We start from the raw sequence: 14761 nt of genomic DNA on the forward strand, positions 1-14761 counted from the left end.
AGAGGACGATGCGCATCGTGAACCCCGACGCCGCGCCGCCGGGCCACGATGAGCAGGTTCACCCGCCGGGCCGGCCCACGGCGAAACCCGCCCCGGCGCGCTCGCCCCGCACGCTGACCGCCGCCGGTGATCTGCTCCGCGCGCTCGCCGCGCCGGTGCGCATCGCCATCGTGCTGCAACTGCGCGAGGGTGAGCGGTGTGTCCACGACCTGGTGGACGCCCTCGCCGTGGCGCAGCCCCTGATCAGCCAGCATCTGCGAGTGTTGAAGGCGGCCGGCGTGGTGTACGGCGAGCGGCACGGCCGGGAGGTGTTCTACCGGCTGGTGGACGAGCACCTGGCGCATATCGTGCTGGACGCCGTGACGCACGCCGAGGAGGGTGGTTCGGCGACGCACCGGGCCCAGGCCGCGACCGCAGACCGAGTCGACCGGACGGAGGGAACGTGACCACCAGCGAGCGCCGTACTGCCGCGGTGCCCGGGGTACGGGCCACCCGGCAGCGCGCCGCCGTGTCCCGGCTGCTCGACCAGATCGACGACTTCCGCTCCGCCCAGGAGCTGCACGAGGAGCTGCGCCGGCGGGGCGAGGGCATCGGGCTGACCACCGTGTACCGGACGTTGCAGTCGCTGTCCGACGCCGGCGAGGTGGACGTGCTGCGCACCTCCTCCGGCGAGGCCATCTACCGCCGCTGCTCCAGCCACCACCACCATCACCTGGTCTGCCGTGGCTGCGGCAAGACGGTGGAGGTGGAGGGTCCCGCGGTGGAGCGCTGGGCCGACAAGGTCGCAGCGGAGCACGGGTTCTCCGAGGTCAGCCACACGCTGGAGATCTTCGGCCGGTGCGCCGACTGCGGCCCGGAGTAGCTAGTACTCGTACGGGTCGGCCGGAGCCGGCACCGGGTGCACGTCGGTCGCGGTCAGCGTGGGCACGTACTGGTTGCCCTGGGTGGCCGAGCCGGGCACCAGGGTGCCGACCACGTCCACCCACTCGTCGTTGCGCAGCACGGCGGTGTCCACCCCGGCCAGCCGCGCCTTGACCGGCCAGGCGTCCGCCGCGCAGCAGGTGATCACCAGGCGGGCCAGGTAGGCGGCGCCCGCCGGGTCGCGCACCACGAAGCCGGTGAGCCGCACGGCCCGGTTGTCCAGCGCGTTCGTGCCGTCCCACGCGCTGCGGGTGACGAAGTCGGTGATCTTCATCGGGACGACGTCGCCGGCCGGTAGCGGCGGGAACGCGGTGGACTTGGCCGGGTCGCCGGCGGCCGGCGGGCGAGGCGCCGCACGGTTCACCGTGTCCGCCCCCAGCGCGGGCGGGCTGACCAGGAAGATCGCCATCACCGGCAGCAGGAGCAGCCACGGGCTGCGCGGCGGCCGGCCGAGGTGCGCATTCCCGCCGTGTACACCGTGGTCGTGGTGCCCGTGGCCGGCTTCCGCCGGAACGGCCCCGCCGGCGCGGCGGGCGGTGCGGATGTCCCGGCCGATTGCCACCGCGGCGAGCACCAGCATCACCGTGCCCGCCGCGATCAGCCACGGCTGCAGCGCCGGCTTGACGTAGCGCAGGTAGGTGCCGTTGACCGCGATCTTCAGCAGCGCGCCGCCGAGCAGCACCAGCACGATGTTCTGCGTCTCCCGCCGCACCGCACCTCCCCGTGGACCGTCAGGACAGGAAAACCAGGCCGGCGGCGAGCGCGCAGCCCACCGCCACGACGAACACCAGCGGCGCGAATCGCACCGCGAACGACCGGCCGAAGGTGCCGGCGTGCAGGGCGATCAACTTGACGTCCACCGCCGGACCGACCACCAGGAACACCAGCCGGGGCAGCAGCGGCAGCGCGCCCAGCGAGGCGGCGACGAACGCGTCGGCCTCGCTGCACAGCGCGAGCACCACCGCCAGCAACGCCATGACGAGCACGCCCAGCGCCGCCTGGCCGCCCACCGCGGCCAGCCAACCGGACGGCACGAGCACGTTCAGCACGGCCGCGGTCAGCCCGCCGATCACCAGGTAGCCGCCCGACTCGACCAGGTCGTGCCGGGCCGTCTCGGCGAACACCGCCCAGCGGGACCCGCCCTCGGTGGCCGGCAGCCGGCGCAGCGCCCGCTCGGCGATCCACTCCGGCCGGCCCAGCCGGGCCCACAGCCAGCCGGTGACCACCGCGGTGGCCAGCGACCCGACGAACCGGGCGAGCACCATCTCCGGCCGCCCCGGGAACGCCACCGCCGTGGCGACCAGCACGATCGGGTTCACCGCGGGCGCCGCCAGCAGGAACGCGACGGCCACCGCGGGCGGCACGCCCTGCTGCATCAGCCGGCGGGCCACCGGCACCGAGGCGCACTCGCAGCCGGGCAGCGCCACCCCGGCGGCGCCGGCCACCGGTACCGCCAGCGCCGTGCGCCGCGGTAACACCCTGCGCAGCACCGCGGCCGGCATGAACGCCGCGATCGCCCCGCTGACCAGCACGCCGAGCACCAGGAACGGCATGGCCTGCACGCATACCGCGACGAACACCGTCGACCCGGTGCGCAGCGCGGGAACGTCGAGCACCCGGTTCAGCCAGCCCTGCAGGGCCAGAGCGAGCACCAGCAGCGCGCAGAGCACCTCCAGCGAGGTGATCCGCCGCCGCACCCGGCTCGGTTGGGCCCGCGTCGCGGTGGTCACGGCATCGATGGTGCCAGTACGGGCGGCCAGCCCGCCGGCACTCCGGCGGCGGGTCCCCGCCGGCCGCCGCATCGGGCGATGCGTACCACCGACCTTTTCGTCAGCCGCCGACGCCCTCGAGGAGTTCGGTGCGGAGCTGGGAGGCGTTGGACACCACCAGCATGAGCAGCGTGCCCAGCGCGGTGCTGTCCAACCCGTCGGCAGGGAACGCGTAGCGCAGGGTGACGTCCATCCCGTCCTCGGAGTGCACCACGCCGAGCGTGCCGAACAGGCCCTGCCCGGCGCGTTCCGCCGCCGAGGCGGCCAGCTTCGGGTCGTCCGGCAGGTCCCAGGCCACCACGCAGGTGAGGCTCAGCACGATCAGCCCCTCGGCGAGCTGCATGGCCTGCACCGCGCACGGCACCTCACCATGCCGGAAGGTGAGCGCGCCGTCGTCGTCGACGTGCACGTCGACGAAGCGTTCCAGCGCCTCGCGCGCCAGGGTGAGCAGGGTCGCCGTCCGCGCGGCCTCTTGCGTCATGGGGTTCCTCCAGCCGTGTCGGCACGCTCGGCGGCCCCGTCCGAGGACCGCTCGGTGGCCCGGTCGATGGCGCCGCCGAACCTGCGGTCCCGGCGGGCGTAGATCTCGCAGGCCTGCCACAGGTCCCGGCGGTCGAAGTCGGGCCACAGGATGTCCTGGAAGACCAGTTCCGCGTATGCGGCCTGCCACACCATGAAGTTCGACGTGCGCTGCTCGCCGGAGGGCCGGATGAACAGGTCCACGTCGGGGATCTCCGGCCGGTAGAAGTGCCGGGCCACGGTGCGCTCGTCCACCCGCTCGGGGTTGATCTTCCCCGCCGCGGCGAGCCGGGCGATCTCCTTGGCCGCGTCGGCGATCTCGGCGCGGCCGCCGTAGTTGACGCACATGGTCAGGTTCAGCACGTCGTTGTGCCGGGTGTAGTCCTCGGCGATGCTCAACTCGTTGACCACGCTGCGCCACAGCCTGGGCCGCCGACCCGCCCAGCGGATCCGCACCCCCATCTCGTTCAGCTCGTCCCGCCGGCGGTGGATCACGTCCCGGTTGAAGTTCATCAGGAAGCGCACCTCGTCCGGGCTGCGTTTCCAGTTCTCCGTGGAGAACGCGTACAGCGACAGCCACTTCACACCGATCTCGATGCAGCCCTTGGCCACCTCGAGCACGACCGCCTCGCCGCGCTTGTGCCCCTCGATGCGCGGCAGCCCGCGCTGGTTCGCCCACCGGCCGTTGCCGTCCATCACGATGGCCACGTGGTTGGGCACGAACTCGGGCGGGATGGCCGGGGGTCGCGCGCCGGAGGGGTGCGGGTCGGGCGGCCGGATGGCCGTGCGCTCGCCGCCGCCCCGCCGCTGCCGCTGCCTGCGCAGCATCGTCGTCGGTTCCTCCTCGGTGCACCCGTGTGACTGACCCGGCCCATCCTGCCGCACGCCCGGTCGGCACTCGGTCAGGTGGTCTGCTCCTCGACCCGGCCCTGCCGGTCCACCAGCGGCAGCGACCGGAGTTGCCGCTCCATGTGCCACTGCAGGTGGGCGGCGACCAGCCCGCTGCACTCCCGGCGCGCACGGTCGCCGCTGGCCTCGGCGACCGCCCAGTCACCGTGCACCAGGGCGTCCATCAGCCGCAGCGTCTCGGTGGCCGGGGACGCCGCGCCCGCCGGCCGGCAGCGCGGGCACACCGAGCCGCCGGCCGGCACGCTGAACGCCCGGTGCGGGCCGGGAGCGCCGCAGCGCGCGCACTCGGTCACCGCCGGTGCCCAGCCCGCGTAGGCCATGGCCCGCAGCAGGAACGCGTCCAGCACCAGACCGGCGTCCCGCTCGCCGCCGGACAGCGCCCGCAGCGCCCCGGCGAGCAGCAGGTACAGCCGCAGCGCCGGCTCGCCCTCCTCCGGGACCAGCCGGTCGGCCGTCTCCAGCACCGCGCAGGCCGCGGTGTAGCGCGGGTAGTCGTCCACCAGCCCGACGCCGAACGCGTCCACCGTCTGCACCTGGGTGATGATGTCCAGCGTGCGCCCGGTGTAGAACTGCACGTCCACGTGGCCGAACGGCTCCAGTCGGGCGCCGAAGCGGGACGTGGTCCGGCGCACTCCCTTGGCCACCGCACGCACCTTGCCGTGCCGGCGGGTGAGCAGCGTGATGATCCGGTCGGCCTCGCCGAGCTTCTGCACCCGCAGCACAACCCCGGTGTCGCGGTACAGGCTCACCGCCTCATCGTCCCACCTCGCACCGACAACCGGCGCGTCACACCCGCAGCGCGGCGAACGGCGGGAACGGCAGGTCGCGCAGCACCCACCAGGCGATGGTCGCCGCGACCAGAGCGGCCGCGGCGATCCGACCGGTCCGGCCGGCTGGCCACACCCGCGCGGCGCGACCGGCCTCCCAGCGGGCGGTGGCGACCAGCAGCGCGCCGATGAACGGCAGCATCACCAGCACGGCGAACGCGTTGAACCGTAGCGCCGCCGGCAGATCGGCGTGCAGCAGGGCGCCGATGGCCCGGCTGCCGCCGCAGAACGGGCAGTCCAGCCCGGTGAGCATCCGGAACCAGCACGGAACCGGCAGCAGCCCGGTGCCCAGTGCGAGCCCCGTGCCGAGGGCGAAGCCGAGCAGCGCGGGGGTGACGCGCAGCGAGCGCCACCCCCGGACCGCCGTGCCGGCCACGCTCATCGCGTGGAGATCACCACGGTGTGCGCGGCCCGGTCGTGCCAGCCCTGCCGCCGCTGCTCGTCGAAGAACGGCGAGATTTCGACGATGAACGTCACGATCCAGCCCAGGCAGGGCACGATCGACGGTCCGCTCATCGTGCCCCACCGGGCGAACGCGGAACCCCACCCGGGGACCTGGCCGGTCGACTCGCTGACGACCTTCACTCCGGCGGCCAGCTTGCCCACCGTGGCGCCGGTCAGGGCGATCATGGTGACTTCGTAGGCTGCCGTGACGACGAGTGCGGCGATGATCGACATGAAGATCGCCCCGAAGATCTGGGGAAGCAGTTCGGTCGGCGGCGCGCCGGTCCGCTGGATCTGGTCGGCCTTCGCCGCGATGCCCACCGCAAACAGTCCGCCGACCAGCTGCGAGACCAGCCACGCCACCACGCCGACGATCAGCCCGTCGAGCAACCGGGCGAGGAACCGGTTGCCCATCGAGGCGATCGGCACCGTACCGAGGTTCGGGATCTCCGTGTAGATGCCACCGGCGCGGTACTGCAACCCCGCAGGCGGCGCCGGGTAACCAGGCTGCTGGCCATATCCGGGCTGCCCCGGCTGACCGTAGCCGGGCTGGCCCGGATAGCCCGGCTGGGCTGGGTAACCCGGCTGTTGCGGGTAGCCGGCCTGCGGGTACGGCGGGTGGTCGTACCCGCCGGGCGGAGTTCCGGGCGCCGGCTGGCCGAAGCCGCCCGGCGGCGTGCCCTGGCCGGGTTGCTGGCCGTAGAAACCGGGCTGGTCAGAGGGATTCGTCACGAAGGTGCCCCCCACGAGAGGTCGAAAGGTACACAGCGGCCGTTGGCTCGTCCGGTCATCCGGTGGACGAGCGGAGCGAAACTGTACCTACGGGATCACCGTGAAGGGTCCGAAACGGGCAACTCGCGATCCGACCGTGATCCGGCTGCTACGGAGCTCGTGGGGAAGCTCACCCACGGGTCAGAAACCCAGGCGGCGGAGCTGTTTGGCGTCGCGCTGCCAGTCCTTGGCGACCTTGACGTGCAGGTCCAGGTACACCCTGGTGCCGAGCAGCGCCTCGATGTGGCGGCGCGCCGTGGAGCCGACCTCCTTCAGCCGCTGGCCGCGGTGGCCGATGACGATGGCCTTCTGGCTGGGCCGCTCCACGTAGAGCAGGGCGTGCACGTCCAGCAGGTCGTCGCGGCCCTCGCGGGGCAGCATGTCCTCGACGGTCACCGCGATCGAGTGCGGCAGCTCGTCCTCGACGCCCTCCAGCGCGGCCTCCCGGATCAGCTCGGCGACCAGGGTGGCCTCCGGCTCGTCGGTCAGCTCCCCCTCCGGGTACAGCGGCGGCCCCGCCGGCAGCCGCGCCACCAGCAGGTCGGCGACCACGTCGACCTGGAAGCCGTCCACCGCGGACACCGGCACCAGCTCGGCGAAGTCCATCAGCTTCTGCAGCGCCAGCAACTGCTCGGCCACCCGGTCCCGGGGCACCAGGTCGGCCTTGGTCACCACGCCGACCACCGGGGTGCGCCGGCCCAGCTTGGCCAGCTCGGCGGCGATGAACCGGTCGCCGGGGCCGATCTTCTGGTCAGCCGGCACGCAGAAGCCGATCACGTCGACCTCCGCCCAGGTGGCGTGCACCAGGTCGTTCAGCCGCTGGCCGAGCAGGGTGCGCGGCCGGTGCAGGCCGGGTGTGTCCACGATGACCAGCTGCGCGTCCGGCCGGTGCACGATGCCGCGGATGGCGTGCCGGGTGGTCTGCGGCTTGCTGGAGGTGATCGCCACCTTCGAGCCGACCAACGCGTTGGTCAGCGTCGACTTGCCGGCGTTCGGCCGGCCGACGAAGCAGGCGAACCCAGACCGGAAGCCGTCGGCGGAGCTGGTCATCGGCCCATTGTGCCGGCTCAGCGGACAGCCTCCCGCACGGTGCCGTCCGGGCCGGCGCGGAACACCGGGGCCGACGCGGTGAGGTCGTGCACGGCGGCCAGCGAGTCGGGGTCCACCTTGTCGGCCTCGGTGACCACCGCGGCCGCCTCCAGGCCGGGCGCGCCGCTGGACACCGCGGCGGCGACCGCGGCCTGCAGCGCGGACAGCCGCAGCGAGGGCAGCGCCACGGTGGCGGCGACGTAGGTGCGCCCGTCCGTGTCCCGGACCGCCGCGCCCTCGGCCGCGCCGGTCCGGGCCCGCGCGGACCGTGCCAGGGTGACGATCTTCGCGTCCTCCGGGTCCAGCTCCGCGCCCCGCTCAACCTCGGCCACGCTCGCCGCTCCTCTCTCGCCTGTCCCGATCGTTGTTGCCCCGGTTGCCGTTGGATCGCCGCTGAAGTGTGGCCGCGTCCTCGGCGGGGCGTTCGGTGGTTCTGCGTACCACGACCGTGGTGATCCGCATGCGGCCCCGCCGGTCCTTGCCACCCTCGGCGCGCAGCCGCAACCCGGCGATCTCCGCCTCGGAGCCGGGTAGCGGCACCCGGCCGAGCCGCTGCGCGAGCAGCCCGCCGACCGTTTCCACGTCGTGGTTCTCCAGGTCCAGCTCGAACAGCGCGCCGAGGTCCTCCACCGGCAGCCGGGAGGTGACCCGCACCGAGCCGTCCGGAAGCCGCTCCACCGGCGGCCGCTCCTCCAGGTCGTACTCGTCGGTGATCTCGCCGACGATCTCCTCGAGGATGTCCTCGATGGTCAGCAGGCCGGCGGTGCCCCCGTACTCGTCCACCACGATGGCCAGGTGGTTGCGGGAGATCTGCATCTCCTTGAGCAACTCATCCAGCCGCTTGGAGTCGGGCACGAAGCTGGCCGGCCGCATCAGCGTGCCCACGGTGGGCCCCTGGTCGCGCAGCTCCTCCAGGTTGCCGAACTCGACCGCCACCCGGACCAGGTCCTTGAGGTTGACCACGCCGACGATCTCGTCGACGCTTTCCCCGATCACCGGGATCCGGGAGAACCCGGTGCGCAGCGACAGCGCGAGCGCCTGCCGGACGGATTTGCCCTGCTCGATCCACACGATCTCGGTGCGCGGCACCATCACCTCGCGGGCGATGGTGTCGCCCAGGTCGAAAACCGAGTGGATCATCTCCCACTCGCCGGCGGCGACCACCCCGCGCTGCTGCGCCATGTCCACCATCTCGCGCAGCTCGACCTCGGTGGAGAACGGACCCTCGGGGAAACCGCGGCCCGGGGTGATCAGGTTGCCGACCACGATCAGCAGCCGGCTCAGCGGCCCCAGCACGCGACCCAGCACCCGCACCGGGCCGGCGGCCAGCAGGCTCACCGCGTACGGGTGCTGCCGGCCGACGGTCCTCGGCCCCACGCCGACGAAGACGTAGCACACCACGAGCATGGCGAGCACCGCGAGCAGCACGGCCAGCCAGCCCGGCCGTACCGCGCCCAGGAACATCACGGTGACCAGCACGGTCGCCGCCAGCTCGCAGGCCAGCCGGAGCAGCAGCAGGAGATTGATGTGCCGGGGCCGCTCGTCGAGCAGCAGCACGAGCTGATGGGCGCCCATCCGGCCGTCCCGGTGCAGCGCGTCGACCCGCGCGCGGGACACCTCGCCGAGCGCCGCCTCGGCCCCGGCCAGCGCGCCGGCGGCCAGCACCAGAAGGACCGCGACGATCACCAGGCCGGGGCTCACGGGCACCACGGCCGCCTCGGTGCGTGCTCCCTGGGGTGCATGTCCCTACTGCGGGGCGCCGGCGGACCCGCCCGGCGGGCCGCCCTGCCCCTGATCGCCGCCCGCGCCCGGCTCGCCCAGGCCGACGGTGCCGAGCAGCCGCGCGTCCGCGGTGCGCTGCGCCGCGCGGCGTTCCGCCTCGCGCCTGGCCTCCCGGTAGTCGCTGAGGATCCGGTTCTGCAGGGTGAACATCTCCCGTTCCTCGGCGGGCTCCGCATGGTCGTAGCCGAGCAGGTGCAGCACCCCGTGCACGGTGAGGAGGTGCAGCTCGTCCAGCAGCTTGTGCCCGGCCTTGCGGGCCTGCTCCCGGGCGAACTCCGGGCACAGCACGATGTCGCCGAGCAGGGCCGGGCCCAGCCCGGCGGCGTCCGGCCGGCGCGCCGAGTCCAGCTCGTCCATGGGAAAGGCCATCACGTCGGTGGGGCCGGCCAGGTCCATCCACCGCTCGTGCAGGTCGGCCATCACGTCCAGGTCGACCAGCAGCACGGACAGCTCGGCGAGCGGGCTCACGCCCAGCCGGTCCAGCGCGAACCGGGCCGCCGACACGATCGACTTCTCGTCGACCGCCAGACCCGACTCGTTGGCGATCTCAATACTCACAGTGCCTTCTCCGCGACTCTGCGCAGGCGGCCGGAGGGCGCTCCGTGGACGAGTTGGCCGCCGCGGCCCGGCGCGCGCATCAGGGAGCCTCCCGGCGGTCCCCGCGCTCGCGCGCGGCCCGGGGACGGTCCACCCGGCCGTCCCCGGTGTCGCGTTCGGCGTCCCACCGGGCGTAGGCGTCCACAATGTCCCCGACCAGCTTGTGCCGGACGACGTCGTGGCTGGTCAGGTTGACGAACTGGACGTCGTCGACGTCCGCGAGGATCTCCCGGACCACGCGGAGCCCGGACGCCTGCCCACCCGGCAGGTCGACCTGCGTGATGTCGCCGGTGACCACGATCTTGGAGCCGAACCCCAGCCGGGTCAGGAACATCTTCATCTGCTCCAGCGTGGTGTTCTGCGCCTCATCCAGGATGATGAACGCGTCGTTGAGGGTGCGGCCGCGCATGTACGCCAGCGGCGCCACCTCAATGGTGCCGGCCTGGGTGAGCCGGGGAATCGACTCCGGGTCGATCATGTCGTGCAGCGCGTCGTACAGCGGCCGCAGGTACGGGTCGATCTTCTCGTACAGCGTGCCGGGCAGGTAGCCCAGCCGCTCCCCGGCCTCCACCGCCGGCCGGGTGAGGATGATCCGGTTCACCTGCTTGGCCTGCAGCGCCTGCACCGCCTTGGCCATCGCCAGGTAGGTCTTGCCGGTACCAGCCGGGCCGATGCCGAACACCACGGTGTGCTCGTCGATGGCGTCGACGTACCGCTTCTGGTTCAGCGTCTTGGGCCGGATGGTACGGCCCCGCCGGGACAGGATGTCCAGGCTGAGCACCTCGGCCGGCGACTCGGCGGCGCCCATCGCCAGCATCGACACCGTGCGCCGCACGGCGTCCGGGCCGACGTGCTGACCCCGCTTGGCGAGGGTGACCAACTCGGTGAACACGCGCTCCGCGAACGCGACGTCGGCCGCGCTGCCGGTGAGGGTCACCTCGTTGCCGCGGACGTGCACGTCCGCGACGAGCATGTCCTCGGCGGCCCGGAGGTTCTCGTCCCGCGAGCCCAGCAGCGCCAGCATGGCCCAGTCGGGGACGGAGAACCGGAACTGGGCCTCGACGGCCTCGTCCTGGCCTGGCTGTGACAATCCGTTCTTGTCTCCGGTTGGGGTGGTTACGGTGTCGTGCTCCGACCGCGCGGCTGCGGATCGGGCCGCTCCACCCGATGCGGTACCGGCCACGTGCCCTCGGGCCTACTTCCTGCGCCTGTGCGCTAGCTCAACTGACTGATGGGACAACACCGATGCTAGTCGCCGACTACGACCCCGCGCACCGGAGATGACCTCCCCGGACGCGCGGCGTGAGCCGGCCGTCACCCGGCCGATCCGGCGTCCCCGGGGGACCCGCCGGCCAGCGCACCCAGCCAGGTGCCGCCGAGCAGGTGCAGGTGGGCGTGGAAGACCGTCTGGCCGGCGTCCCTGCCGGTGTTGAACAGCGTCCGGTAGCCGCCTTCGGCGATGCCCTCCGCTTTGGCCACCTCCGCGGCCGTGGTGAACAGATCGGCCAGCAGTTCCGGGTCGGCCGCCGCCAGGGTGGCCACGTCCGGGATGTGTGCCGTCGGCACGATCAGCACGTGGGTGGGCGCCTGCGGCTTGATGTCGCGGAACGCCACGGTGGTGTCGTCGCGGTGCACGACGGTGGCCGGCACCTCACCGGCGACAATCTTGCAGAAGAGGCAGTCGGCGTCGACCGTGTCCACGGTGCTCATGGGGGCAGGCTAGTACGCGAGCCGGAAGGAAGGTGGCTGCGCCGCGGTGGGATCTGGGGGTCATCCCACCGCGGCGCAGCGCCGCCGGACCGAGGGGGGAGGTGTCCGGCGGGGTCTCGATGGCCGCTCCCCGGGAGCGCCGCGCGATGCCGCGCCCCCGACGGGTTCGCGACCCGTCGGGCACAGAGCGTAGCTCTTCGGCGGCGGCCTTGGCCATAGGTCCCTCAATTGGATCAGCAGATCGGGCAGGTGGCCTGGACCACGGCGAAAACGCTTACGAAAACACCTACCGGGCGCTTGCCGGGCCGGCGGTCACCCACCGTCGGGTGAGCACGCCGAGCGCACCCAGCGCGACCGCGGCCGCGGTGGACGCGCGGAGCACGGTCGGCCCCAGCCGCACCGCCCGCGCACCGGCCGCGGTCAGCGTCGCCACCTCCTCGTCAGTGATGCCGCCCTCCGGTCCCACGACGAGCAGCAGGTCACCGCGCTCGGGCAGGTCCACCGAGGTCAGCGGTTCGGTCGCGGCCTCGTGCAGCACCAGCGCGCCGGCCGCCGCGGCGACCCGCTCGGCCAGCACCGCCGTGCCGACCGGCTCTTCCACCGCCGGCAGCCACGCCCGCCGGGCCTGCTTGGCCGCCTCCCTTGCGGTGCTCCGCCAGCGGGCCAGCGCCTTGGCGCCGCGCGGCCCGTCGTCCCAGCGGGCCACGCAGCGGGCCGCGCGCCAGGGCAGCACGGCGTCCACGCCGGCCTCGGTGGCCAACTCCACGGCCAGCTCGCCCCGGTCTCCCTTGACCAGCGCCTGCGCCAGCACGACGCGGGGCTCGGGCGCCGGCTCCCGCCAGTGCCGCCGCACGTCCAGCCGCAGCGCGTCCCGGTCGGCGCGGGTCACCGCGCACCGGGCCATGCCGCCGCGGCCGTCGGAGAGGACCAGTTCCTCGCCCGGCCGGATGCGGCGCACCACGGCGTGCCGGGCCTCGTCGCCGCCCAGGACCGCGGAGCCCGTCCCGGGCAGGTCCTCGACGAGGAAGACCGGCAGCCCGGTGACCACCGCGGTTACCTGCCGCGGCCGGCGCCGCGCAGCCGGGAGAACAGCCCACCGCCGGTGCGGCCGTTGGTGGCCACCTCGGGCTCCTCCTCGCCGCGCAGGGCGGCCAACTGGCGGAGCAGCTCGGCCTGCTTGACGTCCAGCTTGGTGGGCACCATGACGTCCAGGTGCACGTGCAGGTCGCCGTGGCCGTCCACCCGCCCGGAGGACCGCAGCCGGGGCAGCCCGCGGCCGGAGAGCACCAGTTCGCTGCCCGGCTGGGTGCCCGGCTCGATGGTCAGCTCCTCGGTGCCGTCCAGGGTGCGCAGCGGCACCACGGTGCCCAGCGCGGCCGCGGTCATCGGGATCCGCACGGTGCAGTGCAGGTCCGCGCCCTCCCGGTGGAAGACCTCGTGCGGCAGTTCCTCGACCTCGACGTAGAGGTCGCCGGCCGGGCCACCGCCCGGGCCGACCTCGCCCTGGCCGGAGTGCCGGACCCGCATGCCGTCGGTGACGCCGGGCGGCAGCTTGACCGTGATCGTGCGCCGGGCGCGGACCCGGCCGTCGCCGCCGCACTGCTGGCACGGGTTGGGGATGACCTCGCCGAGGCCCCGGCACACCGGGCACGGCCGGGCCATCACCACCTGGCCCAGGAAGGACCGCTGCACCGACTGGACCTCACCCTGGCCACCGCAGGTGTCGCAGGTCTGCGGCGAGGTGCCCTTCTCGCAGCCGGAGCCGTGGCAACGGTCGCAGAGCACCGCGGTGTCCACGGTGAGCTCCCGGGTGGTGCCGCTGTAGCACTCCTCGAGGGTGAGCTGCATGCGGATCAGCGCGTCCGAACCCGGCTGCACCCGGCTGCGCGGACCGCGGCGGGTGGCGCCACCGGTGGCCGCACCGAAGAAGGCGTCCATGATGTCGCCCAGACCGAAACCGGCGAACGCGTCGCCCATGCCGCCGGAGCCGCCGCCGGCGGTCTGCATCGGGTCGATACCGCGGTCGACCATGTGCCGCTTGTCCGGGTCGGAGAGCACCTCGTAGGCGAGCGTGACCTCGCGGAACCGCTGCTGGGCTTCGGGGTCCGGGTTGACGTCCGGATGCAGTTTGCGGGCGAGCTTGCGGTACGCCCGCTTGATGTCCTCCGGCGTCGCGTCCGGGCTCACCCCGAGGGTGCCGTAGTAGTCCGTGGCCACCGTCTCCAGTCCTCCTGCCGCGGCGCACCGGGTTGCCTGCGGTCTGCCGTATCAGCCGTGTCAGCGTCACAACCGGGCGGGGCCGCCCGGCCGCGTGCTGGCCGGACGTTCAGCGTCCGGCCAGGATCTCCCCAACGTAGGTGGCGACGGCGCGGACGGCTGCCATGGTCCCCGGATAGTCCATCCGCGTCGGCCCCACCACGCCCATGCCACCGAGCAACGTCCCGTCGCTGCCGTATCCGATGGACACGACCGACGTGCTGCGCATCTCCTCGGCCTCGTTCTCTCCCCCGATCTTCACCGTAATAGTGCCAGGACTGTGCACCGCGGCGAGCAGCTTCAGCACGACGACCTGCTCCTCCAGCGCCTCCAGCACCTGCCGTAGCGAGCCGGGGAAGTCGGCGAAGTTGCGGGTCAGGTTCGCGGTGCCGCCGAGCACCAGGCGCTCCTCGGGATGCTCGACCAGCGACTCGATCAGCGCGGTACTGATCCTGGTCATCGGCTCGCGCAGCTCCGGCGGAGCCTGGTCGGGCAGCTCGGCGACCTTCACCGACGCGTCCGGCAGCCGCTCCCCGCTCAGCGCGGAGTTCAGCACGTGCCGGATCTGGCTGACCGTCTCGTCGGTCACCACGTCGCCGAGGTCGAGCACGCGCTGGTCCACCCGGCCGGTGTTGGTGATCAGCACCAGCATCAGCCGGGCCGGCGTGATGGTGACCACCTCGACGTGCCGAACGGTGGAGCGGGTCAGCGTCGGGTACTGCACGACCGCGACCTGCCTGGTGAGCTGGGCCAGCAGTCGAACGCTGCGGCGCAGCACGTCGTCCAGGTCGAGCGCGCCCTCCAGGAACGTCTTGATCGCCCGCCGCTCCGCCGGGGACAGCGGCTTCAGTTCGCTCAGCCGGTCAACGAACAACCGGTAACCCTTGTCGGTGGGCACCCGGCCGGCACTGGTGTGCGGCTGGGTGATGTAGCCCTCCTCCTCCAGAGAGGCCATGTCGTTTCGCACGGTGGCGCTCGAAACGCCGAGGTTGTGCCGCTCGACGAGCGTCTTGGAACCGACCGGCTCGTGGTTCGACACATAGTCGGCGACGATCGCCCTGAGCACCTCGAGCCGGCGCTCATCCGCGTTCACGGCACGTCACCTCCCTCTCCAGTGTCGGCCCGTGGCACGAGCCTCACCATAAGTTTACGAAGAAACGAACCTCT

At 73.0% G+C, this 14761-nt stretch carries 18 protein-coding genes; 2 read left to right on the top strand and 16 right to left on the bottom strand.

The window, feature by feature from the left end:
• The first annotated feature begins 8 nt into the window (after nucleotides 1-8).
• A complete protein-coding gene (locus FFT21_RS14970; RefSeq protein ID WP_137814478.1) occupies nucleotides 9-446 on the top strand; it encodes an ArsR/SmtB family transcription factor in 438 nt (145 codons plus the stop codon).
• Nucleotides 443-862, top strand: a complete 420-nt coding sequence (locus FFT21_RS14975; RefSeq protein WP_137814479.1) for a Fur family transcriptional regulator — start codon at nucleotides 443-445, stop codon at nucleotides 860-862. Before FFT21_RS14970 ends, FFT21_RS14975 begins: the two co-directional genes overlap by 4 nt.
• On the opposite strand, the gene FFT21_RS14980 is transcribed toward FFT21_RS14975, so the two are convergent.
• From FFT21_RS14980 to hrcA, 16 genes are all read right to left on the bottom strand, one after another.
• Nucleotides 863-1633 (bottom strand): TIGR03943 family putative permease subunit, encoded by a 771-nt coding sequence (locus tag FFT21_RS14980; protein ID WP_137814480.1) that lies wholly within the window; start codon nucleotides 1631-1633, stop codon nucleotides 863-865. It lies immediately after the preceding gene.
• Nucleotides 1634-1652: 19 nt separating this feature from the next.
• Nucleotides 1653-2651 (bottom strand): permease, encoded by a 999-nt coding sequence (locus tag FFT21_RS14985; RefSeq protein ID WP_225978429.1) that lies wholly within the window; start codon nucleotides 2649-2651, stop codon nucleotides 1653-1655.
• 100 nt (nucleotides 2652-2751) lie between these two features.
• Entirely contained in the window at nucleotides 2752-3171 is a 420-nt protein-coding gene (locus FFT21_RS14990; protein ID WP_137814482.1) for a YbjN domain-containing protein, read from the bottom strand.
• Nucleotides 3168-4037, bottom strand: coding sequence for an isoprenyl transferase (locus FFT21_RS14995; protein ID WP_137814483.1), 870 nt, complete (start codon nucleotides 4035-4037; stop codon nucleotides 3168-3170). The genes FFT21_RS14990 and FFT21_RS14995 overlap by 4 nt, the downstream gene beginning before the upstream one ends.
• A gap of 74 nt (nucleotides 4038-4111) precedes the next feature.
• A complete protein-coding gene (gene recO, locus FFT21_RS15000; RefSeq protein WP_137814484.1) occupies nucleotides 4112-4867 on the bottom strand; it encodes a DNA repair protein RecO in 756 nt (251 codons plus the stop codon).
• A 37-nt stretch (nucleotides 4868-4904) separates the two neighbouring features.
• A complete protein-coding gene (locus FFT21_RS15005) occupies nucleotides 4905-5327 on the bottom strand; it encodes a DUF2752 domain-containing protein (protein WP_137814485.1) in 423 nt (140 codons plus the stop codon).
• Nucleotides 5324-6121, bottom strand: a complete 798-nt coding sequence (locus tag FFT21_RS15010; RefSeq protein ID WP_137814486.1) for an RDD family protein — start codon at nucleotides 6119-6121, stop codon at nucleotides 5324-5326. Before FFT21_RS15010 ends, FFT21_RS15005 begins: the two co-directional genes overlap by 4 nt.
• A gap of 180 nt (nucleotides 6122-6301) precedes the next feature.
• On the bottom strand, nucleotides 6302-7210 hold the full coding sequence (gene era, locus FFT21_RS15015; protein WP_137814487.1) for a GTPase Era: 909 nt from the start codon (nucleotides 7208-7210) through the stop codon (nucleotides 6302-6304).
• A gap of 17 nt (nucleotides 7211-7227) precedes the next feature.
• Nucleotides 7228-7581, bottom strand: a complete 354-nt coding sequence (locus FFT21_RS15020; protein ID WP_137814488.1) for a cytidine deaminase-like protein — start codon at nucleotides 7579-7581, stop codon at nucleotides 7228-7230.
• A complete protein-coding gene (locus FFT21_RS15025; protein ID WP_137814489.1) occupies nucleotides 7568-8956 on the bottom strand; it encodes a hemolysin family protein in 1389 nt (462 codons plus the stop codon). The genes FFT21_RS15020 and FFT21_RS15025 overlap by 14 nt, the downstream gene beginning before the upstream one ends.
• Nucleotides 8957-8995: 39 nt before the next feature.
• Nucleotides 8996-9589, bottom strand: a complete 594-nt coding sequence (gene ybeY / locus FFT21_RS15030) for an rRNA maturation RNase YbeY (protein WP_137814490.1) — start codon at nucleotides 9587-9589, stop codon at nucleotides 8996-8998.
• 79 nt (nucleotides 9590-9668) lie between these two features.
• Complete coding sequence (locus FFT21_RS15035) at nucleotides 9669-10718, bottom strand: PhoH family protein (RefSeq protein ID WP_225978430.1); 1050 nt, start codon at nucleotides 10716-10718, stop codon at nucleotides 9669-9671.
• Nucleotides 10719-10942: 224 nt separating this feature from the next.
• The gene (locus FFT21_RS15040) at nucleotides 10943-11338 is read right to left on the bottom strand and encodes a histidine triad nucleotide-binding protein (RefSeq protein WP_137814491.1); all 396 of its coding nucleotides are present in this window, start codon (nucleotides 11336-11338) and stop codon (nucleotides 10943-10945) included.
• A 286-nt stretch (nucleotides 11339-11624) separates the two neighbouring features.
• Entirely contained in the window at nucleotides 11625-12386 is a 762-nt protein-coding gene (locus tag FFT21_RS15045; RefSeq protein ID WP_137814492.1) for a 16S rRNA (uracil(1498)-N(3))-methyltransferase, read from the bottom strand.
• A 5-nt stretch (nucleotides 12387-12391) separates the two neighbouring features.
• The gene (dnaJ, locus tag FFT21_RS15050) at nucleotides 12392-13555 is read right to left on the bottom strand and encodes a molecular chaperone DnaJ (RefSeq protein WP_137814493.1); all 1164 of its coding nucleotides are present in this window, start codon (nucleotides 13553-13555) and stop codon (nucleotides 12392-12394) included.
• Between the two features lie 109 nt (nucleotides 13556-13664).
• Nucleotides 13665-14687 (bottom strand): heat-inducible transcriptional repressor HrcA, encoded by a 1023-nt coding sequence (hrcA, locus tag FFT21_RS15055; RefSeq protein WP_137814494.1) that lies wholly within the window; start codon nucleotides 14685-14687, stop codon nucleotides 13665-13667.
• Between the last annotated feature and the right edge of the window lie 74 nt (nucleotides 14688-14761).

The organism is Gandjariella thermophila (genome assembly GCF_005405885.1).
In the GTDB taxonomy this organism is placed as follows: domain Bacteria; phylum Actinomycetota; class Actinomycetes; order Mycobacteriales; family Pseudonocardiaceae; genus Gandjariella; species Gandjariella thermophila.